Raw genomic sequence first — 20,337 nt, 5'->3', positions numbered from 1 at the left:
ATTCCTCAAAATGGCGCCAACGCCGAGCTAAAGAAGCGGCCCAGCCACCCCATCTGGTTACTGTCGGCGAGGGCTCCACGACCGGCGTAGGTGATGCGGGCATCGGCAATGCGCTGGGACGAGATACGGTTGCTCTGGTCAATATCCTCGACCCGCACCATGCCACCCAAGCGGATATACTCATCCCCCTGATTGAGGCGGATCCACTTTTCACCGCGGATCCCCAGCACACCGTTGGGCATCACTTCCGCAACAGTCACGGTTATGGAACCTGCCAGGGTATTCTGCTGGCTGGAGGTCGCACCGCCATCAAAATCCCGATCAGCACTGAGGGTTGCCCCCCAGTCGGGGCGCAGTTTACCGCCAATAGAGGGGGCCGGCACATTCATGCTGCTGTTTTTGCTCATGCTGGTATTGGCTTTCTTGCTCGACTGGGTACGCTCTTCCAGCACCACGGTGAGAATGTCACCAACACGGTAAGCTCGCCGATCCTGAAACAGGGTCATCATGTAGTTGCCACGATAGAGGCCACCATCTTCGCTCTGCGCAGCCGCGGTCACCTTGGGACGGGATGGAGCCCATTTCTCGTCACCCGGCTCGGGCGCCTGCAGCTCATAGGTGGCACAGCCGCCCAACAGCAATACCAACCAGATATAACGCAGCATCGACTTCATCATTACAGTGCCTGAGTGACAAACTTGAGCATCTGGTCGGCGGAAGAGACCACCTTGGCATTCATCTCGTAAGCCCGCTGGGTCGTGATCATGTCAACCATCTCCTCGACCACGTTCACGTTGGAACTCTCCAGCGTGAATTGCTTGACGGCCCCCATCGCCTCTTCACCCGGTACACCTTCAATGGGCTCACCGGACGCACCGGTTGCACGGTAGAGGTTGCCACCGAGCGCTTCCAGACCGGCCGGGTTGGCGAAATTGGTCAGGGTGATACGGCCCAACTCGACGTTCTCTTGCTGACCGGGCAACGAGGCGCTGACAGTGCCGTCGGTACCAATGGAGATCTTGGTGGCGTTATCGGGGATCTGGATCTGCGGCACCATGGGCAAACCATCCGCGTTAACCAGCTGCCCCTCGGCATTGCGATGCCATTGACCATTACGGGTATAGGCCGTCTCGCCATCCGGGCGCTCAACCCCGAAGAAACCGGCACCGACCACCGCCATATCCAGCTCCTGATTGGTATTCTGGAATTGGCCGGAGGTGAAGACCTTTTGGGTACCCACCACCCGCACACCATTACCCATCTGAATACCGATAGGCGCCAGATTCTGCTGATCCTGCTGGGCACCCGGCTGGCGCTGCACCTGATAAAAGAGATCTTCAAACGCCACCCGATCGCGCTTGAAGCCGACCGTGTTCACGTTAGCCAGGTTGTTGGAGATACTGGACATCTTGGCATCTTGTGCCGACAGACCTGTTTTACTGACCCATAATGCTGCGTGCATTGTTATTCCACCTTGTTCATCAAGCCTCATCCACTGGGATGTGGCAAGGCATCGGGTATCTGCCCGATGCCGTCAAAATCAACCCTGACCGGAAATCAATTTGGCCCCTTGACGAGCCTGATCATCCGCCGCTTTCATCAACTTGACCTGCAGTTCGAAATTGCGGGTCAATGACATGCTGCTCACCAATTCATCCACAGCATTGACGTTGGCCCCTTCCAAAAAGCCGGATGCCATTACCACCTGCTCGCTACTTTCGGCATCCCCCCCCTGGCGCATCCGGAACAGGCCATCGTGGCCTTTTACCAGCTCAGCCGGATCAGGATTGACAAGCTTCAGGCGGCCAACATCGAGCCGGGCGCCACCACCCGGCGGAGTGATGCTCAGGGTGCCATCCTTGCCGAAACTGATGTCACGATAAGCGGGCAGCACCAGCTCGCCCCCCTCCCCCAGCACCGGCCGACCATTGAGGGTCAACAGCCCGTCGGCATCGGCCTCCAGATTACCAGCGCGGGTATAAGCCTCTTTGCCATCAGGCGTCTGCACCGCCAGAAAACCCTCGCCACGAATCGCCACATCCAGCTTGCGACCGGTCTGCATCAGAGGGCCAGCTTTGAAGTTGGTCCCGGCCATCTCTTCTCTGGCCATCACTCGGCTCTGGTAACCATCGCCCGTCAGGGCATAAGCCGAAACTCGCTCAAAGTCAGCCCGAAAACCGGCGGTATTGACGTTGGCCAGGTTATTGGCCCGGATTTGCTGGGCCATCAGGGTATGTTGCGCCCCGGACATGGCGGTGTAGATAAGCTTTTCCACGGGTTACCCTTAGAAGGAGTTGAACAGAACCTGGGTCATCTTGTCAGCGGAACTGATGGTCTTGGCGTTGGCCTGATAGTTACGCTGGGAAGTCATCAGGCTTACCAGTTCACCGGTCAGATCCACGTTGGAGCTCTCATAGGCCCCGGCGGTCAGCTTGCCCATGGTGCCGGTTCCCGGCGCCCCCAGTACCGGCTGGCCGGAACTGAACGACTGTTGCCAGGTGGTGTTGTTGGTCTGCAGCAGACCATTGGGATTGGTGAAGTTCGCCATCACGACCTGCCCCTGCAACAGGCTCTGACCGTTGGTAAAGGTGGCATAGACACCACCATCGGCATCAACCCGCACACCGGTCAGGTCACCTGCGGTATAACCATTGGACTGGTTGCGGGTAGCGTTGAAGTCAGAGGCATACTGGCTCACCTTGCTGATATCCACTGCCAGCGTGATATCTACAGCCCCTGGCGCATTAAGGGTCAACTTGGGCATTTTGTCAGCCGCAGGCGCATTCAATGTGCCGTTTTTGGTGAATTCCAGATCCGTTTTTGCAGCCAGATCACTACCATCGAGGGTGTAATGTACTGTCCACTTGTTCTCATCGGTCTTGACAAAATACTGGGTCAGGCTGTGCTCACTGCCGAGGGAGTCGTACACCTTGCTGGTCTGGGAGTAGTTATAGGTTTCCGAATTATCTTTGTTGAACACCTGGGTAATCTTGCTGGCATCCGCTTTTAGGTTCGCCACAAACTCCAGCTTGTCGGATGCCTTGGCTGGCAGGCTGCCCGCCTTGACCTGAATATCCCCGACCACACCGGATTGCAATTTGCCGGCGTCATCCGTGGTATAACCCTGCAGACGGGTACCACTCGCCGTGGTCAGGTAGTTACCGCTATCACGCTGGAACATGCCAGCTCTTGTGTAGGAGGTTTGTCCGCTGCCATCTTTCAGCACGAAGAAACCACTGCCAGAAATCGCCAGATCCAACCCGCGCCCGGTGCGCATCACATCACCGTTGCGATCAAAGTTCTGGGAGACGTTGCTCATCTCGACACCGCCAGCCTGACCACCACCATAGATGGCAGCAAACTCGGCACGGCTGGATTTGAAGCCTGCGGTACTGGCATTAGCAACGTTGTTACTGATAACGCTCAATTCCTGGTTTACGGCACGCAGGCCGCTCAATCCGATACTGAAAGACACTGTGTCGCTCCTTTCTGATTACGCTGATTTGCCGAACTGGATTGCACTGAACAGCGGGACATCGCCCACACCGGCAACCTGCAGCATGATTTCTCCCGTACCGGGCAAAGCAACACGTTCTACCTTGCTCGCTACATAATTTTTGGTCGCCACCAGGGTCTTGCTCGCCGAGGCCTTGACCTCAAAGCGGTACTCTCCGGCAGGAAGGGGGGGCAGTTCATAATCCAGCCCGCCCGCCTTGCTCTCACCCCAACTCTTGCTGGCCACCAGCACGCCGTGCTGGTCATACACTTTGAGATCCACTTGCTCCGCCGCACCTTGCAGCTCGATTTGACCGCGGATCTTGTGCTCTTGCTGTTGTTTAAGGGTTTTGCTCGGCACCATGACCTCTTTGTCGACCAAAGCGGTACTCTGCAACACCTGTTGTGTATCCATCTTGGTGTTGCTCTGGAGCTGGAGCTTCTTCAGCCCTTCGACCCCTTCAACCATGCTGAACTGGGCCAGCTGGGCGACATACTGGGCACCATCAAGCGGGTTGGTGGGATCCTGATTCTGGATCTGCGCCACCATCATCTGCAGGAATTCGTTACGCAGTTGCATCCCGCTATTCTGGTTGGCTTGCGTTTCCTGAGCAGCACCGGCGCCATTGCTGGCGATCTTGGGGTCAGCAACAGCCTGACCCGTACCACGCGCCGTATCCAGACTGCTTATCTGTGGCAGACTCATGGGCTTAGGCTCCCTGACCAAGACGCAGCAAACCTTGCTGCATACTGTTGATCCGGTTGATCACCTCTACCGAGGTTTCAAAACCGCGAGAGGCACTCATCATGTCCGCCATCTCTTCCACCACGTTGACGTTGGAGTAGTAGACAAAGCCATCCTGATCTGCCATCGGGTTGGTCGGCTCCAGCCGTTTCTCGACCTGACGGTCGGACTGTACGATACCCGCCACTTGCACCGACGCAGCCCCGAGGCCATCGGCATCCTGAATCTTCTGATAGAGAGTGGAAAAAACCGGCTTGATGGCACGAAACGCGGCGTCTTCACTGGCGGCCGCGCTATCCACGTTGGCCAGGTTGGAGGCAACGGTATCCAGCCGCACGGTCTGGGCGCGCATGGCACTGCCAGCGATGTCATAAATCTTGTTGAACGACATGGTTAACGGCCCTCGATCGCCTTGGCGATCCCGGTAATCTTCATATTGAGGAAAGTGAGACTGGTCTGAAAATCGGTGGCGTTGTTGGCAAATTTGCCCTGCTCCACGCCCAACTCAGCGGTATTGCCATCCATGGAGACCTGATAAGGAATGCGATAGAGGGGGTGACGCATATCGTCACGCATGGTGCCCTGGTTGATGGCCTGACTCTCCTCGCCCGCAGCAACTTGCTGCGCGACACGGCCCAGAATCGTCTTATAATCGACATCCCGAGCCAGATAGCCCGGTGTATCCACGTTGGCCAGATTTCCCGCCAGAATACGCGCCCGCTCCGCCCTGACATCGAGGGCATAAGGGTGTACGCCGAGGGCGCTGTCAAATGAGATACTCATGCTTCATCCTTTATCGTTCACTCAGACCGGGGTTACCCTTATCAAGACTCATGCCAACCATGAAGATACCTAGTTTCAAGCGGTTACCATGCACCATCCGCCGCAAGCAGATGAAAAATGAGGAAGTGCGACTTCCCGTGTGGAAATGGAGCGGCATCCTCTGGCTACTGCTGAGCGCATTCGCGCACGGTGCCCCGCAGGTGCAAAGCGCCATGCTTGAACAGTTGCTTGAACAAGATGCCCGCCAGAGTCTTGATGACTACATCACCCAGCAGGGATGGCCCGCAGCCTCAGGGGAGTTTAAGGTCTGGCTTGCCCCTTCCGCCGAGCACCTTCCTCCCTGTCCCTCACAGTCACTCTCGTTACAAGCAGGTGGCCAGTATCGGCAACCCTGGGGACGACGCCCCTATCTCATCGAATGCACAGATCCCGCCTGGCAAGTGCGCGGGCGGGTAGAGGTCTCGCTACTGTTGCCGGTCTGGGTTGCTGCACGGGATATCGCAAAAGGTCAGGCCATCAGCGCCAGCGATCTGGTGGAGAAAGAGTTGGATGTCAGCCGCATACAGCGCGGGTTCACCCCGAGTAATCACTCCCTGCTGGGCCATAAAAGCAACCGGCATCTGAGAAGCGGGCAACTCATCGGTGAGCTGGACTTACAAAAAAGTTGGGCGGTCAAACAGGGGGAAGGGGTACTAATTCGTGCAGGGAAAGGTGAGTTCTCCGCCACAACCAGAGGGGAAGCACTCGAAAATGGCAGAATTGGCGATGGCATTAAAGTGAAAAATCTTAGCTCAGGCAAGCAGATACAGGCATGGGTGGTAGATAAAGGAGAGGTGGAAACCCGTTTTTGAACCCAGGCCACTATTTGATTCAAGTTTGACAAACCTTGGGTCGCTTGTCATAGACAGACCATCAGGAAGTTACGTTATGAAAATTACCCGAACTGACCCGCTCTATATTCAAAACCAGTCTGGCCGCAAACCGGATGTGACGGCCAAACCGGAAACCAAATCTTCACAGTCATCCGAAGCCCGGATCAGCAGCACAGCGCAGTCAGTCGCCAACGCCCGCAGCCAGCTGGCCACCACATCCGACGTCGACATGGACAAGGTCAACGAGATCCGCAAAGCCATCAGTGAAGGCAAGCTGGAGATCGATCTGGATGCGCTGGGTCAAGCCATTCTGGATATGCATCGCCGATGAGCGTGGATACCAAGGCCACCGTCAAGGCATTGCTCCTCGGGATCCAGCAGGATTACGGCCACTATACCGAACTCACAGCCCTGTTGCTGCGCCAGCATGCACTGCTGGCAAGCCACGATGTCGATGGTCTGCAAGTCCATAACGAACAGCAGACCGAACTGATGGCCAAGGTGACACAACAGGCAAAATTGCGTTGCCAGCAGCTGCAGGCATTGGGCCTCAAACCCGATGAGAAGGGGATGACCACCCTGATAGCCAAGCTGCCACTTCCCCTGCGCACCACGGTAGCCAATCAATGGCAACAGCTTGAACAGCTGCTGCACCAGTGTCTGCGCCAGAATGATCTCAATGGCCGTCTGCTGGCAGGCCAGATGGAGACGATTCATTCACTGTTGGGACAAGATTCAGGTTATCGCGACCCGGACAGCATTACGGATTAACCTTCCGCCTTACTCTTTACAGGTCAGGTGACGCAAACTCGCCAGCTCATCCAGCTGTAGCTGATCCCGCCTCTCCTGCTGCTGACGAGCAACATCATCACGTCTTGCCAGCAATAGCTCCAACCCCTTGACCCGTCCGAACTGCCGGACAAGTTCCACTTCGTGGCGCTCCAGATCCAGTCTGGCCAGCGCCGATTGCTGCACCTGATGGGAGAGCAAACGGCGCAACTGGCCATCCATCTGTTGCTTGTTTTGCCATAGCAAAGGGTGAAACTTGTCGGAACCGGGTCGCAACGAGGAGATCACTTCCTGCAATTTGTGTGCTCGCTGCTCTTCCCGCAACGCCAGCTCCCGCAAACGCTGACGCTCAGCACCAAGATTTTCCAGCTCTTCCTGTTGCAACCCCAGATAAGACTTCAGCATAACGAATCCTTATCCCTGCCCCAGCACCTGCTTGAGACCAACCATCACCTGTTCAAAGGCCATCTCTTCATGCAAGCCTTGCTGCAGGAATGCGGCAATCCCCGGATAACGCTGAACAGCCTCATCCATCTGCGGATCGGCCCCGGGTTGATAACCGCCCAGTGGCAGCAGCTCACGCACTTGCTGATAGCGTCCCCATAGCTGGCGCAAGGTGACCGCCAGCTTTTGCCATTCGGCAGGCACGACTTGTGGCATGACCCGACTCACCGAGGCACCGATATCGATGGCGGGATAGTGGCCCTCTTCTGCAAGACGGCGGGTTAGCACGATATGACCATCGAGAATGGCGCGCGCCGCATCGACCACCGGATCCTGTTGGTCATCCCCTTCCGCCAGCACTGTGTAGAACGCACTCAGACTGCCATCCGGATGCGTGCCGTTACCGGCTCGCTCCACCAGCTGGGTCAGCATGCTGAATACCGAGGGCGGGTAGCCCCGGGTCGCGGGGGGTTCACCGATAGCCAGCGCAATTTCCCGCTGCGCCTGGGCATAGCGGGTCAGTGAATCCATCAGCAGCAGCACATCCTGCCCCTGCTCACGGAAATACTCGGCAATCCGGTGGCATAGCTGGGCCGATCGCAGCCGCATCAGGGGAGATTGATCCGCTGGCGCCGCAATGACCACGGCGCGAGCCAGACCATCTGCCCCCAGACTGTGTTCGATGAATTCGCGCACCTCACGGCCCCGCTCACCAATCAGCCCCACCACGACGATCTGGGCTGCGGTATTGCGGGTCATCATGCCCAGCAACATACTCTTGCCGACCCCCGAGCCGGCGAACAGCCCCAAGCGCTGGCCCTTGCCAACCGTCAGCAGGCCATTGATGGCGCGGATACCGACATCCAGCGGTTCACGTACCGGAGTTCGCAATAGCGGATTGGGGGGAAGAGCAAACAGGGGGACACTGTCACCAACATCGGGTAACGGCTGCCCGTCGAGGGGCTGCAGCAGGCCATCGAGTACCCGCCCCAGCAGATGACAACCAAGCCGAACGGTTTCCTCCCCATCGATCGGTTCGACCTGAGCTCCCGCGAAGAGGCCACTCATCGGCTGCAGCGGCATCAAGTAAGAGATATCCCGGTTAAAACCGACCACCTCGGCCAGCAAGGGGGCGCCACTTGCCGTGCTGACACGACAACGCTGCCCCATCACCAGTTGGCAGCCGACTACCTCGAGAGTCAAGCCGGTCACTCGCACCAACCGGCCAAAACGACGAAACGCGGGCAGTTCATCAAGATTATCCAGCGCACTGGTCAGTGCCTGCTGCAAGGCTTCATGCATCTTGCGGCACGTCCAGCGAGCTGTTGAGCTGTTCGATGCAGGTTGCCAGACGGGAGCTGGTGCTTACCTCGACGACGGCAGCGCGCGTTTCGATACGGGCATCGCCTACCCCAAGTGCTGCATCAACTTGTAATGGCCACCCTTCGCAGCGAGTCACCCCCTGCTCGGCGAGTCGCTGTCGATCTCCCTCGTTGAGGTAGATCACCAGCTCTTCCGACCCACTCGGCAAGGTAGCCAGCGCCTGCTCGACCTGATTCATCACCTGCTGCGGATTGAGGGTGAACTCGGCCATGATGACCCGCTTGGCCACCTGCGCCACCAGCTGGGCAATCAGCTCTTTCTGCTCGGCCATTCGGGCCCGGCTCAGTGACTCCCACTGCTCTTGCAGCTTGGCAAATGGCACCATTGCCTGTTCGAAGGCAGCGCGTCCCTCCGAAAGGCCCTGAGCAAACCCGCGAGTTTGCCCTTGTTGCAAACCGGTGCTCTCGCCTTCCTGCAGGCCGCTAGTCAGCCCTTGCTGATAGCCGGCCTGATAACCTTCGTCATGACCTTGCTCCAGCCCCTGCTGATAACCAAACTCGAACTGCTCCTGCTGACTCTGAGCCTCTTCCCCGCTCTGCCCCAAGGCCGGAAAGCGGTAGAGCCGGGTCGGGCCTGGCATCAACTTGCGCACATAGTGACTCATCAATGCCTCCTGTTAACTGACGGTGGGCTCTTCGAACAGCTGGAACTCGATCTCGCCCTGCTCCACCAACTCGCGGACCAGTTGCATGACCTCTTCCCTTGCCTGCTCGACCTTGCGCAAAGAGACACTGCCCTGGTTCTGGATCTGATCGTCCAGCGCCTGAGCCATCCGCTTCGGCATGGCACCCAACACCACCTTGCGGAAGCTGGTTTCGGTGTTCTTGAGAGCCAATGCCAGCAATTCGCTGGGCAGCTCCTGCACCAACCGTTGCAAGGTGTCGTCGCTCTGACGGCGCAACGCCATGAAATCGAACATGTTCTTCTCAATTTCAAGCGCCATGTCACCATCGTGTTCCCGCAACAGGGAGAGCATCTGCTCCTTGTCACCCTGATAACGGTTGAGAATATCGGCTACCTGCCGCACCCCGTTTACCTTGGCACCAGATTGATCCGCCACGTAGGTGAGACAGCGATCCAGTGTCAGCCTGAGTTCGCCCAGCACATGTTCACTGACACTGCTGAGACTGGCGACGCGCACCAGCAAATCGTCATGCACCGAGCCGGGCAAGGCATCAAGCACGGCGGACGCAGTCTGGGGCGGCAGGAAGGCCAGCAGCACAGCCTGCATCTGGGGATGCTCGTTGCGGAAGAAACGTGCAAGCACATCGGCAGGTACCCACTGCAGACGCTGGATATCCTGGCTCATCACATCGCCGTACAGACTGTCGAGCAGACTACGGGAGAGTCGTTGCCCCAAAGCAAGATCGAGCGTCTGTTCCAGATACTCCCGTGAAGCGCTGCCAATTCCGCTCTGCTCACGGTAGTGATTGAAGAACTGCTGCAACGTCCACTTTGCCTCCATCGAACTGACGCCAGAGAGAGAGGCCATCTTGGAAATCAAACGCTGCACCTCGTCGCGGGAGAGCTTTTGCATCACCTTGGCCGCAGATTCGGTCCCCATGCTCAGCAACAAGATGGCGGCCTTCTCAAGGTTGTCGATATCGATATCGACGGCACTCTGATTCAAGTTAACGCTGTTCATTGCCACTCACCCATGCTCTGACAACCTCCGCCACCCGGGCGGTATCTTTTTCAACCAGCAACTGCAAATGCTTGAGCTGAACCTCCAGCTCGGATCCAGGTTCCGGCAACGACTCCATATCGAGTGACGAGAACTGGGGCTCCATCTTGTTGTCAGTACGGATCAGACTATTTGAAAGAGCAGACGTCAGCTGGGGATCATCGTCATCCCTGCGCATGGACAATCCGACTGTGGGCTCCAGCTCTTCTTCCGTCTCACCCATTTCCATATCCGGCTGCTGTTGGGTGCGAACCAGATGTTTCACCAACGGACGAATACCGAAGAAGACCAGTGTCAGGCCAAGCAAACCTCCGACCAGATAGCGCAAGGAGTCTTGCCAGTAGGGGGTCTCCCACCAACTGGATTCGGGAGCGGCTACTTGTACTGCACCATTGAAATCGAAGGCCTGCAGACTAATCTGATCGCCACGCGTCTCATCGAAACCGACAGCACGCTCTACCATCTGACGGATCTGTTCCAGCTGCTCGGCACTCCAGCCACCTTTCGGTGCAATCTGCTGGTTAAGCAGAATTGATACGTTAATTCGTTCCAGACGTCCCTGCTGGTAACGGGTGTGTACTATGGTGCGACTGTTTTCGTACTGCTTGCTGACTTCCTGACGCTCGGTACGAGTGTCGTTCTGTTGTGTAGCGGTATTGGCATTGCCTTTGTCAGCATCTGCCTTTTCATTTTTTGCCGCCATTTCAGGCGGGCGGTTGGATAGCGCCCCCGGGATCCCCATCGCCAACGCATCGATGGTCTTGTCTGACTTGTTGGACTCGCGAGTCACCACCCCTTGCGGACAAGCTGCTGCTGGGTCTCTTCGACGGCATTGAAGTTCACGTCTGCCGCGATCTGCACCTTGAAATTGGTGCTGCCCAACATGGGATAGAGCATGTCATTGGCACGCTGACGGATATATTGTTCCAGCTTGCGCACATACTCCATCTGTTGAACGCTTTGCTTGCCAAAACCGACCTTGTCCCCCAGCTCTGCGCTGAGCAACTGGCCGGATTGATCAACCACGGTCACTGCACCAGGTTTCATTCCGGAAATACTGCCCGCCACCAGGTTGGCTATCGCTTCGACCTGACCCGCTTCGATGGATTGGCCCGGTTGCATATCGAGCATTACTGACGCGCTGGGTTTCTCCTCATCGCGCCCCACGAATAGCGTGCGTTTCGGAATAGCCAGATGAACACGGGCACTGCGCACGGCATCGAGGGCTATGATGGTACGGGCCAGCTCCCCTTCCAAGGCATGACGATAACGCGCCCCTTCCATAAATTCGCTGGTACCCAATCCGGTTACGTTGTCCAGCCCTTCCAGACCAGACGGCATGGCTGCACGCACCCCTCGTGCAGCAAGCGCCATCCGGACATGAGCCAGCTGGTTTTCAGGAACCAGTACCTGACCGGTGCTCTTTTCCAGACGGAAAGGCACCTGCTCTTTCTCCAGCATCTCCATGATGTTGGCGGTATCGTATAGCTCCTGTTTGCCATACAGGGGTACATAGTTTTTGCTGGAGGTCCACAGGATAACGACTATGGTGCCTGCCACAATGGCAGCCAGCAGAGCAATGGTCAGGATCGATTTGTTGTCACGGGAGAGGGTACGCCAGTTGCGTAATCCCTCTTGTAGCCTGATTTTGAGCGAATCAGGGGCTGCCCCCTGAGGAGACGTTACCAGTTCAGTCATCTGTTACCTCAGAGCGGCATGCGCATAATGTCGTCAAAACCGGTCATCAGCTTGTTGCGAACCTGCATCAAGGCTGAAAAACTCAAGCCGGCTTTTTGACTCGCCACCATGGCGCCCACCAGATCATCGCTCTGCCCAGCATCGACCGATGCCATTAATTTTGACGCGACATTCTGCTGTTCATTGACACGCCCGACCACATCCCGCATGGCATCGGTAAATGATGCTCCCGACAGATCATTGGATTCGATAGAAGGGGTCTGGCTTGCGACACGCTGCATCTCCTGCATCTGCTGCAGTAGTGTCACTTGTGATGACATCATCTGAATCTTCACTCTTTATCCCTCTGCTTGAATCTGCTGTTCAATATCAATGCCTTGCTCACGCATCGCCGCAAGCTTGTAGCGCAGTGCCCGGGTTGTCATGCCCAGTGCATCGGCTGTGCGGGTACGATGGCCACGAAAGCGGCGCAAGGTCTCTAATACAAATTGGAACTCGGCATGCCGCCGGGTTTCACTCAACCCCTCGGGAGCATGCCACGTGTCTGCTGCGACTGTTTCTTCGGGAAGAATACAATTTGGCAACATCAAATCGACGGACTGTATATGCAAACCACGCGCCATTATTAATGACCGTTGAATGACATTATCCAGCTCTCGTACATTTCCTGGCCATTCATATGACAGCAACAACTGACAGGCACGTTCACTCAGGCGATAGCCCTGTTGGGATGCATAACGCTCAATAAAGTAGTTGGCCAGCGGAATAATATCCTCAGGACGTTCACGTAATGCAGGCCAATTCATTGGCAATACATCAAGACGATAGAAAAGGTCTTCACGAAATAGCCCACATGCAACCAGTTTGCGCAGATCTTTATTGCTGGCGGCAATGATTCGAACATCAAGAGCAATCGTTTGATTGCTGCCAAGTCGCTCAACTTCTTTTTCTTGCAGCACCCGTAATAATTTAGCCTGCAGGTTCAAAGGAAGCTCTGATATTTCATCCAGCAACAGGGTTCCCCCCTGAGCCAACTCAAATTTTCCGGGCTGGGCAGAAACAGCACCGGTAAATGCACCTTTATTGTGGCCAAAAAGAATTGACTCAAGCATTGCCTCAGGAATTGCTGCACAATTAATCGCCAGAAATGGTTTTTCCGCTCTGGCAGACATTTCGTGAATATAACGGGCCAACCGTTCTTTACCGGTTCCTGACTCACCACCGATCAGAATGGTGGCAGAGGTTTTGGCTGCTCGTCGGGCCAGTTGCAAGACCTGCAGGCTCATGGGCGACACAGCGATAAGATTGGGGATCGCCTGACGAAGGCGTAGAGCACCACGGACAACATCGAGCAATTGCTGGGGGCAGAAGGGCTTGATAATATAGTCAACAGCCCCGGCACACATAGCTTCCGCAGCAATGGTGGCCTGGCGCTCATTGACCATGATGACACAATCAAGTCCTTCGAACTCACGCAGAATACGCGGCCCGAGCTCGGTCATAGCATCCATATCGAGCAGGATCAAATTGACATTACCATCAGCAATAATGCCCTTTGATTGTTTAACAGAATTAACGCTTGATACCCTGATGCCTTCCTTTGATAGGACTTTTTCAACCTCATTTTCGGAAACTATTAGCGGCTGAATCAATAATATATGTGGTTCAGCCAAGCTATCGCCACATAACCCGATGATTTTATTTATTGATAATCCCGAAGACATAGACGTCTGACACCTGTGATTGTGGATAGAACAATCAATAGAACTGAAGTATCAGGCACAAAGGAGCAATACAAGATCATACTGGAAAAAACAGCATACCCAATATCTATATGGTAACAATTTTGTATCCAAATTCACCTTGGTAACCCCGCTGTCATTAGCTTTCCTGCTGTTAGACCGGAGGCTTTGCGTCCTGACTTTTCAGTTCAGTTTGCCCTTACAATGTGATAACACACCCGACCTGATGGTCTAAGCGTGTAGCAACACAATTAATATTGTTTTTGTTATTTAACTTTCACACATTGCTGCGTCAATTTTCGCCACATCATATAGTATTCATACGGCAATTCAAGCTGGGGCGGAAAAAACACTTCCCTTCAGGATATTTATCCAACAGTAATTAACCAAGTGTACCAATTACCTCCACCCGTAACTCTTCGGGGATTTCGTTATATGAGAGAACTTTGAGACCCTTTGCAAATGATCGAGCATAACGAGCTATCAACGGCCTTAGCTGCGGCATGACGACCAGAACCGGTGCATGTCCCAACTGCTGCAACTGCTCCTTCACCAACGGCATATTTTGCTGCAATTGGGCCAGCAATTGCGGATCGACCGGGAAGCTGTCCAGCTGGATTTTGCCCTGCTGTTGTGACTGATTCATTGCAGCCAGCAATGTCTGCTCAAGGCGATCATCCAGCGTAAAAGTGGCCAACACATCGCGATTGCCAATGGCCTGCCGCACAATCTGGCGCTTCAAGGCACAGCGTACATCAGATGCCAACAAGACAGGGTCTTTGGTCAGCTCGCTCGCATCCAGCAGCGTCGTGGCTATGGTTCGTATATCGGTAAGACTGACCTGTTCCTTTAGCAATTGACGAAACACTCTCAATTGCTGCATCTGGGTCAGCGCCAGATTCAGCTCTTCAGCCAACCGGGGGGACTGACTGGCCAGATATTGGCCCAGTTTGCCCACTTCATCGTGGCCAAACAGTGCATCAAGTTGTTCACGTAACAGCTTGCTGGCGTGAGTGGCAATCACGGTGGCCGAATCCACCACCGAGTAACCAAGATTAAGTGCCTTGGCCTTTTGCTCAGGGGAGATCCAGACCGCACTCATGCCGTAGGCCGGGTCCTGAGTCAACTCGCCATCTAAAGCGCCATAGGTCTCACCACTGCTGATGGCCATCAAGCGCTGACAATCCACATTCCCCATCGCCAACGCGACGCCGGACAGCTTGATCCGGTACTGATCCGGCTGCAGTTGCAGATTGTCGCGCACCCGGATCTCGGGGAGCAGAAAACCGTACTGCTCGGAGAGGGTTTTGCGGATCCCGCGCACTCGTGCAAGCAGTTCAGCCCCTTTATCCGTTTCAGCCAATGGCACCAGACGATAACCAAGCTCGATGGCGACCGTATCGACTGGTGGCAAATCCTGCCACTCCAGTGCTTGCTGTTCAGGCTGAATCATTTGACGAGTCAGCTCTTGCGCTGCATCCAGATCCGGCACATTGACGGCTCGCTTGCTGACACTCCAGCCAGTCCAGGCCAGTACAGCTGCGAAACTGAGGAATGCGAGCATAGGCATCCCGGGCACCAGACCCAGGATCAGCATTATCGTTGCAGAGGTATAGATAACGCGAGGGGATGCCAGGATCTGCTGACCAACCTGATCAGCCATCTCCCCCTCATCACTGACCCGGGTCACGATAATGGCCGCAGCAGTCGACATCAGCAGGGACGGGATCTGGGCAACCAGACCATCACCAATGGTCAGCAGCGCATAACGCTGGAAGGCTTCTGCAACGGGCAAGGCATGCTGGAAAATACCGATGGCCAACCCACCCACCAGGTTGATGATCAGCACCAACATGCCAGCTATCGCGTCACCACGAACGAACTTGGAAGCACCATCCATTGCACCATAGAAGTCCGCTTCTCGCGCGATCTCCTCACGGCGAGCCCTGGCCTGATGCTGATCCATGGTGCCGGCATTCAAGTCGGCATCGATGGCCATCTGCTTGCCGGGCATGGCATCCAGCGTGAAGCGGGCGGATACTTCCGAAATCCGCTCGCCACCCTTGGTGATCACCACAAAGTTGATGATCATCAGGATCACGAAGACCACCAGACCGACGACATAGTTGCCACCGATCACCACTTCACCGAATGCCTGGATGACCTTACCGGCTGCTTCATGCCCTTCGTGACCATGCAGCAACACAACCCGGGTAGAGGCCACGTTCAGCGACAGCCGCATCAAGGTGGCCACCAGCAACACGGTTGGGAATACCGAGAAATCGAGTGGTCTGCGGGCCGAGACGGATACCAGCAACACCAGAACCGCCAACACGATGTTGAAGGTAAAGAGCGCATCCAGCAGCCAACCGGGCAGAGGCAGGATCATCATGGCCAGAATGGCCAATAACATCAGCGGAATTGCGGTATAGGATTGGGTGAATACACGCCAGTTCACAACTTACCTCTCAGGTTGACGTAACTCGGGCGGTACATATAACGGGGCAAGAGGGGTCGGTTTCCTCCCCTTGCCTGCCTCATACGCCCTTAACTGCAATACATGGTTCAATACATAGGCAACTGCCGTGTACAGACCTGCGGGGACTTCCTGATCCACCCTGGTCGAGTGATAGATGGCTCGCGTCAACTCAGGCAAGCTCATCACCATCTTGTCATGCTGCTTGGCAACCTGACGGATCCGCTCGGCCATACTGTCGACCCCTTTGGCAATCACGAAAGGGGCATTGGCACGAGTCGCATCATATTTTATTGCCACCGCATAATGGGTCGGGTTAACGATAATCACATCTGCCTGCGGTACCCGCTGTTCGATACGCGCGCGGGCAAGCATTCCCTGTACCTGGCGGATTTTGGCTTTGATTTCGGGACGCCCTTCGCTGTTCTTGTGCTCATCCTTGACCTCTTGTTTGGTCATCCTGAGCTGCTTGTTAAGCGACCAGCGCTGATAGGGCACATCCAGCACGGCAATCAGCATCTGAACGCTCCCCAGCAGAATAAATGCCTGGGAGAGGATCCGTAGCGCTTGCTCGAGGGCCGCCTGAGGGGGCATCCGGTTCATCATCAACAAGGAAGGCCATTGATGATTTAACATCAACGCCAGCGTGCCGCCGATCAGCGTCACCTTGAGCAGTGACTTCAGCAACTCCATCAGGCTGTTCTTGGAGAACATCCGCCCCAGCCCCTTCAAAGGGTTCATCTTCTCGCAACTGGGTAGCAGCTTTTTCCAGGTCAGCGCCATACCGCCCGGCACTATGCTGAGCAACACCAGCATCAGGGCCAGAAAGCCAAACAGGGGCAGCAGCACCCACAGCATGTTTATCAGCGCTTCCCCCAGCCAATGGATCATCATCTGCGGGTCACGGGCACCTTGCCAGTCAAAACGCTGCGGACGCTTCATCAACTCGGCAAAGAACTGGCCAAACCCCGGCACCATCCACTGCATCACCAACCCGCCAAGCAGCAGCAAACCGGCAGAACTGAGCTCTTTTGAGCGGGCGATCTGCCCCTCATCTCTCGCTTTCTGGCGTTTCTGGCTGGAGGCCTCTTCGGTTTTGTCCTGTGCGCTGTTCTGACTCATGCCGGGGTCAAGCCTCGCAGCTGTTCAAGCACATGGGTAACCAAATCCAGATAACGGGAGGGCACACCACTGATGGAGAGCGCCATGGTGAGCAACCCGAGCAACAGGGTCATGGGAAAACCGAGAGAGAAGATATTGAGCGAAGGGGCGGTCCGGTTCATCACCCCGAAGGTCAGGTTAACCATCAACATGGCGACAACGGCTGGCAACGTCAGCAACAGGGCGGCACCGATAGACCAGCCAAACAACCCGATCACACCTTTCATATCGATCAGATCCAGAGATGAACCCGGCGGCCAGCTACGCAGGCTCTGCACCAGAATATCCAGTACCACCAGGTGGCCATTCAGCCCCAGAAAGAGCAATGCGCAAAACACCATCATGACCTGACTGATGATGGGGGCTGAATCCCCGTTGACCGGATCATTCATCACCGCCATCGCGAGCCCCATCTGCATGGAGAGGATCTGCCCCGCAGTGGTCATCACCATATAGAGCAGCTGGACACACAGACCAAACAACAAACCAAACAGCAGCTGCTCGACCGCCAGGACCAGCGCACCGGCACTGAAAGGATCGACAACCGGCATATCCTTCATCATGGGGGCCAGCAGCAGGCTGATAATAAACGCCAGCATCAGGCGAACTTGCGCAGGCACCCGGGTATCCCCAAAGACCGGCATCACCCAGAATGCCATACCGATCCGGATAAACGGCCACCACCACTGTCCCAACCATGCGGTCAGGTCAGCAGCACTGAGGGACAGCAGCGAATTCATCCGATAAACCCGGGGATTTTAAGAAAAAGATCCTGGAACAAGGTGGTTATCTGCGACAACAGCCAGTTACCCGTAAAGATAAGGGTCATCAGAGTCACGATAAAACGAGGAAGAAAACTGAGCGTCTGCTCCTGGATCTGGGTCGCCGCCTGAAAAATACTGACCACCAGTCCCACAATCAGGCCCGGTACAATCAGCACCGAGACCATGGTCACCACCAGATTGACCGCGCCACCAACCAGGGCAACGCTCTGCTCAGGGGTCATATCAGCCTCCCCCACCAAAGCTGGCAGCCAAAGTGCCGACGGTCATCGACCAACCATCGACCAGCACAAACACCATCAGTTTGAAGGGTAACGAGATGATCAGCGGTGAGAGCATCATCATCCCCATCGCCATCAAGACGCTGGCGACCACCAAGTCAATCACCAGAAAGGGGATAAACAGCATAAAGCCAATCTGAAATGCGGTATTCAACTCACTCAAGACAAACGCGGGCAACAGCACACCGAAAGGCACATCCTCTTTGGCGACCGTAGTTGGTTCGCCAGAGATGCGCAGCATCTGCTCCAGATCCGGTTCACGGGTCTGGGCCAGCATGAATTTGCGCAGGGGTTTTTCTGCCTTGGCGAACCCCTCTGACAGGGTTATTTCATTCTGGTCATAAGGGACAAATGCATTCTGATACATGTCCGTCCAGACCGGACGCATAATCACCACAGTCAGGATGAGGCTGATGCCGATCAGCACCCGGTTGGGAGGGCTCTGCTGCAGGCCAAGGGCCTGTCTCAATATGGCCAGCACGATGATGATCCGGGTAAAACTGGTCATCATCAGTAACAAGGTCGGAAGCAGACCCAACAGGGTCATGAAGAAGAGGATCTGCAACTTGATGTTGTAGTCCTCGCCCCCTGAAGCGCCTGGCGATACCGAGAACAGGGTCATGTCCGCCCCCCAGCCGGGCAGCGAAAATAACAGCAGCGTCAGCAGCAGATAGCGCATCAGTCGTCCATGCCGCCCAGCAGGTTGGTATCGATGACATCAACCAGGCGCAGACCATATTTGCCATTCACGACGACGACTTCGCCCTTGGCAAGCAGACGGCCATTCACCCGCACATCCAGCGGTTCACCCGCCAGTTTGTCCAGCTCAATGACAGCCCCCTCCTCGACGCGCATCAAATCGCCGAGCGGCACTTCGGTACTGGCCACTTCCAGCGTCACCTTGACGGGGATCTGGCGAAAGAAGGAGAGATCCCGCTGTTTGCTACTACTGGTGGGGGCCAAGTAGTCTGCAGCGCTAGGCATGCTGATGTCGTCACCAAACAGTTGATCCAGTCCATCCAGATCCAGCGGATCATTCATATTGTGCTCGCTCATGATTCAATTTACTCCTCTACAACCGTCGCAACCTGATAGACCAGGCTGCCTTTGTGTTCTGCGATTCGTCCACTGAAGCAGGGACGGCTGCCAATCAGTGCTGGCACAACTTCAGGCAAGTCCAGTGACAGCACATCACCCACCTTGAGACACTCGAGATCCGCCAGCGTCATGGACAACTGGCCCATCACTACCCGCAGACGAACCGGGACATGAGTCAGAGCCTGTTCCAGCTGACCTGCCGGCAATGAATGACTGACCTGAGAAATGGACTCCTCGGGGGGAAGCAACCACATCTGCCAGTGATGAGTGCAATTACCTGCCTGCAGGGTTGCCTGCGTGGTCCAGAGCTGACGGTGGGCGATGGAATCACGCGGCACGACATGCAACTGCCACTTCAAATCCCCCAACCCCAGACAAGCACACCAGATATCAACCTGATACTGGCAAAGCCGCAATAACAGCCGCTGTTCGGTATCGGTCAGCCCTTTGCCAGACTGAACGGGCTCCTCTTTTTGCTGCAAGGTGCCGCCGAAAAAGAGGACCGCCAGACGATAGATGACCAGAGGTGCGATCGAGAAATAGACGGCGCGCTGAGGTTCAAGCGGACTTCTCGCCTCGACCCAGATATGAGCGTCATCTATCTCTGCCGGACCGGAAAAGGCGAACTCGCCATAATTCAGTTCGCACTCTGCACTATTGAACAGCTGGGCCATACAACTCGCAGCTTGCAGGGAAAATGTGCTCAACTGGCCATTGACCTGCTTCAAGCGGGCGTGATTAAGCCGCTCGACACCCAACAGATCATAATGAGGCAGGGTTCTGCCACGTTCTGCGCTAAGCAGCCGGGAAGGTGTGAGCATTGCGCTGCTTGATGACATTAATAATCCACCTTAACCATTTCATCTCGCCTTATTGCCACAGGGTCGCTCATCAGGCCAGCAGT

General features: G+C 55.7%; 23 protein-coding genes, 1 pseudogene and 1 riboswitch. Of the genes and pseudogenes, 3 read left to right on the top strand and 21 right to left on the bottom strand.

Going from position 1 to position 20,337, the window contains the following annotated elements; translation table 11 throughout:
* Window positions 1-5 precede the first annotated feature (5 nt).
* The 7 genes from flgH to lfgB all read right to left on the bottom strand — a co-directional run bounded on the left by flgH (window position 6) and on the right by lfgB (window position 5,023).
* Window positions 6-677 (bottom strand): flagellar basal body L-ring protein FlgH, encoded by a 672-nt coding sequence (flgH, locus tag ACTG27_RS18765; protein WP_439980167.1) that lies wholly within the window; start codon window positions 675-677, stop codon window positions 6-8.
* Window positions 677-1,462, bottom strand: a complete 786-nt coding sequence (gene lfgG, locus ACTG27_RS18760; protein WP_005336212.1) for a lateral flagellar basal-body rod protein LfgG — start codon at window positions 1,460-1,462, stop codon at window positions 677-679. The genes flgH and lfgG overlap by 1 nt, the downstream gene beginning before the upstream one ends.
* Window positions 1,463-1,540: 78 nt before the next feature.
* Window positions 1,541-2,275 carry a lateral flagellar basal-body rod protein LfgF gene (gene lfgF, locus ACTG27_RS18755; protein ID WP_005336213.1) on the bottom strand — a complete coding sequence of 245 codons (735 nt, stop codon included), beginning with the start codon at window positions 2,273-2,275 and terminating at the stop codon, window positions 1,541-1,543.
* A 9-nt stretch (window positions 2,276-2,284) separates the two neighbouring features.
* Window positions 2,285-3,475: a lateral flagellar hook protein FlgEL gene (flgEL, locus tag ACTG27_RS18750; RefSeq protein ID WP_160881731.1), complete on the bottom strand. Its 1,191-nt coding sequence runs from the start codon at window positions 3,473-3,475 to the stop codon at window positions 2,285-2,287.
* 18 nt (window positions 3,476-3,493) lie between these two features.
* Entirely contained in the window at window positions 3,494-4,201 is a 708-nt protein-coding gene (locus ACTG27_RS18745) for a flagellar hook assembly protein FlgD (RefSeq protein ID WP_149152008.1), read from the bottom strand.
* A gap of 4 nt (window positions 4,202-4,205) precedes the next feature.
* Window positions 4,206-4,631 carry a lateral flagellar basal body rod protein FlgCL gene (flgCL, locus tag ACTG27_RS18740; protein ID WP_019444815.1) on the bottom strand — a complete coding sequence of 142 codons (426 nt, stop codon included), beginning with the start codon at window positions 4,629-4,631 and terminating at the stop codon, window positions 4,206-4,208.
* Window positions 4,632-4,633: 2 nt separating this feature from the next.
* Window positions 4,634-5,023 carry a lateral flagellar basal body rod protein LfgB gene (lfgB, locus tag ACTG27_RS18735; protein WP_088868307.1) on the bottom strand — a complete coding sequence of 130 codons (390 nt, stop codon included), beginning with the start codon at window positions 5,021-5,023 and terminating at the stop codon, window positions 4,634-4,636.
* A 59-nt stretch (window positions 5,024-5,082) separates the two neighbouring features.
* Between lfgB and flgA the strand changes: the two genes are divergently transcribed.
* The 3 genes from flgA to ACTG27_RS18720 all read left to right on the top strand — a co-directional run bounded on the left by flgA (window position 5,083) and on the right by ACTG27_RS18720 (window position 6,666).
* Window positions 5,083-5,874, top strand: coding sequence for a flagellar basal body P-ring formation chaperone FlgA (gene flgA, locus ACTG27_RS18730; protein WP_439980166.1), 792 nt, complete (start codon window positions 5,083-5,085; stop codon window positions 5,872-5,874).
* 76 nt (window positions 5,875-5,950) lie between these two features.
* Complete coding sequence (flgM, locus tag ACTG27_RS18725; RefSeq protein WP_040068869.1) at window positions 5,951-6,226, top strand: flagellar biosynthesis anti-sigma factor FlgM; 276 nt, start codon at window positions 5,951-5,953, stop codon at window positions 6,224-6,226.
* Window positions 6,223-6,666 (top strand): flagellar protein FlgN, encoded by a 444-nt coding sequence (locus ACTG27_RS18720; protein WP_040068868.1) that lies wholly within the window; start codon window positions 6,223-6,225, stop codon window positions 6,664-6,666. Before flgM ends, ACTG27_RS18720 begins: the two co-directional genes overlap by 4 nt.
* 9 nt (window positions 6,667-6,675) lie before the next feature.
* Here ACTG27_RS18720 and lfiJ read toward each other — a convergent pair whose 3' ends face one another.
* From lfiJ to lfiM, 14 genes and pseudogenes are all read right to left on the bottom strand, one after another.
* The gene (gene lfiJ, locus ACTG27_RS18715) at window positions 6,676-7,089 is read right to left on the bottom strand and encodes a lateral flagellar protein LfiJ (RefSeq protein WP_439980165.1); all 414 of its coding nucleotides are present in this window, start codon (window positions 7,087-7,089) and stop codon (window positions 6,676-6,678) included.
* Between the two features lie 9 nt (window positions 7,090-7,098).
* Window positions 7,099-8,430: a lateral flagellar FliI-like assembly ATPase LfiI gene (lfiI, locus tag ACTG27_RS18710; protein ID WP_439980163.1), complete on the bottom strand. Its 1,332-nt coding sequence runs from the start codon at window positions 8,428-8,430 to the stop codon at window positions 7,099-7,101.
* Window positions 8,423-9,115: a lateral flagellar assembly protein FliH gene (gene lfiH, locus ACTG27_RS18705; RefSeq protein ID WP_439980162.1), complete on the bottom strand. Its 693-nt coding sequence runs from the start codon at window positions 9,113-9,115 to the stop codon at window positions 8,423-8,425. The genes lfiI and lfiH overlap by 8 nt, the downstream gene beginning before the upstream one ends.
* Window positions 9,116-9,127: 12 nt before the next feature.
* Window positions 9,128-10,156: a lateral flagellar motor switch protein FliGL gene (gene fliGL, locus ACTG27_RS18700; protein ID WP_005336238.1), complete on the bottom strand. Its 1,029-nt coding sequence runs from the start codon at window positions 10,154-10,156 to the stop codon at window positions 9,128-9,130.
* Window positions 10,143-11,884: pseudogene (gene fliFL, locus ACTG27_RS18695) on the bottom strand (lateral flagellar M-ring protein FliFL). Before fliFL ends, fliGL begins: the two are co-directional and overlap by 14 nt.
* 17 nt (window positions 11,885-11,901) lie before the next feature.
* The gene (gene lfiE / locus ACTG27_RS18690) at window positions 11,902-12,228 is read right to left on the bottom strand and encodes a lateral flagellar hook-basal body complex protein LfiE (RefSeq protein ID WP_005336241.1); all 327 of its coding nucleotides are present in this window, start codon (window positions 12,226-12,228) and stop codon (window positions 11,902-11,904) included.
* Window positions 12,229-12,231: 3 nt separating this feature from the next.
* A complete protein-coding gene (gene lafK, locus ACTG27_RS18685) occupies window positions 12,232-13,617 on the bottom strand; it encodes a lateral flagellar response regulator transcription factor LafK (RefSeq protein ID WP_160881735.1) in 1,386 nt (461 codons plus the stop codon).
* A gap of 138 nt (window positions 13,618-13,755) precedes the next feature.
* Window positions 13,756-13,843, bottom strand: a riboswitch (cyclic di-GMP riboswitch).
* A 174-nt stretch (window positions 13,844-14,017) separates the two neighbouring features.
* Window positions 14,018-16,093, bottom strand: a complete 2,076-nt coding sequence (gene lfhA / locus ACTG27_RS18680) for a lateral flagellar biosynthesis protein LfhA (RefSeq protein ID WP_439980161.1) — start codon at window positions 16,091-16,093, stop codon at window positions 14,018-14,020.
* Window positions 16,094-16,096: 3 nt separating this feature from the next.
* Window positions 16,097-17,233: a flagellar biosynthesis protein FlhB gene (gene flhB, locus ACTG27_RS18675; protein ID WP_429189919.1), complete on the bottom strand. Its 1,137-nt coding sequence runs from the start codon at window positions 17,231-17,233 to the stop codon at window positions 16,097-16,099.
* Window positions 17,230-18,012, bottom strand: coding sequence for a lateral flagellar biosynthetic protein LfiR (gene lfiR, locus ACTG27_RS18670; RefSeq protein ID WP_005336245.1), 783 nt, complete (start codon window positions 18,010-18,012; stop codon window positions 17,230-17,232). Before lfiR ends, flhB begins: the two co-directional genes overlap by 4 nt.
* Window positions 18,009-18,278, bottom strand: a complete 270-nt coding sequence (gene fliQ / locus ACTG27_RS18665; protein ID WP_005336246.1) for a flagellar biosynthesis protein FliQ — start codon at window positions 18,276-18,278, stop codon at window positions 18,009-18,011. Before fliQ ends, lfiR begins: the two co-directional genes overlap by 4 nt.
* A 1-nt stretch (window position 18,279) precedes the next feature.
* On the bottom strand, window positions 18,280-19,014 hold the full coding sequence (gene fliP, locus ACTG27_RS18660) for a flagellar type III secretion system pore protein FliP (RefSeq protein ID WP_439980159.1): 735 nt from the start codon (window positions 19,012-19,014) through the stop codon (window positions 18,280-18,282).
* Complete coding sequence (lfiN, locus tag ACTG27_RS18655) at window positions 19,014-19,391, bottom strand: lateral flagellar motor switch protein LfiN (RefSeq protein WP_019444828.1); 378 nt, start codon at window positions 19,389-19,391, stop codon at window positions 19,014-19,016. The genes fliP and lfiN overlap by 1 nt, the downstream gene beginning before the upstream one ends.
* 8 nt (window positions 19,392-19,399) lie before the next feature.
* Window positions 19,400-20,272 (bottom strand): lateral flagellar motor switch protein LfiM, encoded by an 873-nt coding sequence (lfiM, locus tag ACTG27_RS18650; protein ID WP_193559147.1) that lies wholly within the window; start codon window positions 20,270-20,272, stop codon window positions 19,400-19,402.
* Between the last annotated feature and the right edge of the window lie 65 nt (window positions 20,273-20,337).

Origin of the sequence: Aeromonas sp. 97A (genome assembly GCF_051919185.1) — a bacterium.
GTDB classification, from domain to species: Bacteria; Pseudomonadota; Gammaproteobacteria; order Enterobacterales; family Aeromonadaceae; genus Aeromonas; species Aeromonas veronii.
The sequence above is the reverse complement of the archived record's forward strand: the minus strand, read 5'-3'. Positions and strand labels throughout refer to the sequence as shown.

Bases quoted from the DNA above. Each gene is read 5' to 3' on its own strand.
- flgH (WP_439980167.1), bottom strand. From the start codon at position 677: ATGATGAAGTCGATGCTGCGTTATATCTGGTTGGTATTGCTGTTGGGC.
- lfgG (WP_005336212.1), bottom strand. From the start codon at position 1,462: ATGCACGCAGCATTATGGGTCAGTAAAACAGGTCTGTCGGCACAAGAT.
- ACTG27_RS18745 (WP_149152008.1), bottom strand. From the start codon at position 4,201: ATGAGTCTGCCACAGATAAGCAGTCTGGATACGGCGCGTGGTACGGGT.
- flgCL (WP_019444815.1), bottom strand. From the start codon at position 4,631: ATGTCGTTCAACAAGATTTATGACATCGCTGGCAGTGCCATGCGCGCC.
- lfgB (WP_088868307.1), bottom strand. From the start codon at position 5,023: ATGAGTATCTCATTTGACAGCGCCCTCGGCGTACACCCTTATGCCCTC.
- flgA (WP_439980166.1), top strand. From the start codon at position 5,083: ATGAAGATACCTAGTTTCAAGCGGTTACCATGCACCATCCGCCGCAAG.
- flgM (WP_040068869.1), top strand. From the start codon at position 5,951: ATGAAAATTACCCGAACTGACCCGCTCTATATTCAAAACCAGTCTGGC.
- ACTG27_RS18720 (WP_040068868.1), top strand. From the start codon at position 6,223: ATGAGCGTGGATACCAAGGCCACCGTCAAGGCATTGCTCCTCGGGATC.
- lfiJ (WP_439980165.1), bottom strand. From the start codon at position 7,089: ATGCTGAAGTCTTATCTGGGGTTGCAACAGGAAGAGCTGGAAAATCTT.
- lfiI (WP_439980163.1), bottom strand. From the start codon at position 8,430: ATGCATGAAGCCTTGCAGCAGGCACTGACCAGTGCGCTGGATAATCTT.
- lfiH (WP_439980162.1), bottom strand. From the start codon at position 9,115: ATGAGTCACTATGTGCGCAAGTTGATGCCAGGCCCGACCCGGCTCTAC.
- fliGL (WP_005336238.1), bottom strand. From the start codon at position 10,156: ATGAACAGCGTTAACTTGAATCAGAGTGCCGTCGATATCGATATCGAC.
- lafK (WP_160881735.1), bottom strand. From the start codon at position 13,617: ATGTCTTCGGGATTATCAATAAATAAAATCATCGGGTTATGTGGCGAT.
- flhB (WP_429189919.1), bottom strand. From the start codon at position 17,233: ATGAGTCAGAACAGCGCACAGGACAAAACCGAAGAGGCCTCCAGCCAG.
- lfiR (WP_005336245.1), bottom strand. From the start codon at position 18,012: ATGAATTCGCTGCTGTCCCTCAGTGCTGCTGACCTGACCGCATGGTTG.
- fliQ (WP_005336246.1), bottom strand. From the start codon at position 18,278: ATGACCCCTGAGCAGAGCGTTGCCCTGGTTGGTGGCGCGGTCAATCTG.
- fliP (WP_439980159.1), bottom strand. From the start codon at position 19,014: ATGCGCTATCTGCTGCTGACGCTGCTGTTATTTTCGCTGCCCGGCTGG.
- lfiN (WP_019444828.1), bottom strand. From the start codon at position 19,391: ATGAGCGAGCACAATATGAATGATCCGCTGGATCTGGATGGACTGGAT.
- lfiM (WP_193559147.1), bottom strand. From the start codon at position 20,272: ATGTCATCAAGCAGCGCAATGCTCACACCTTCCCGGCTGCTTAGCGCA.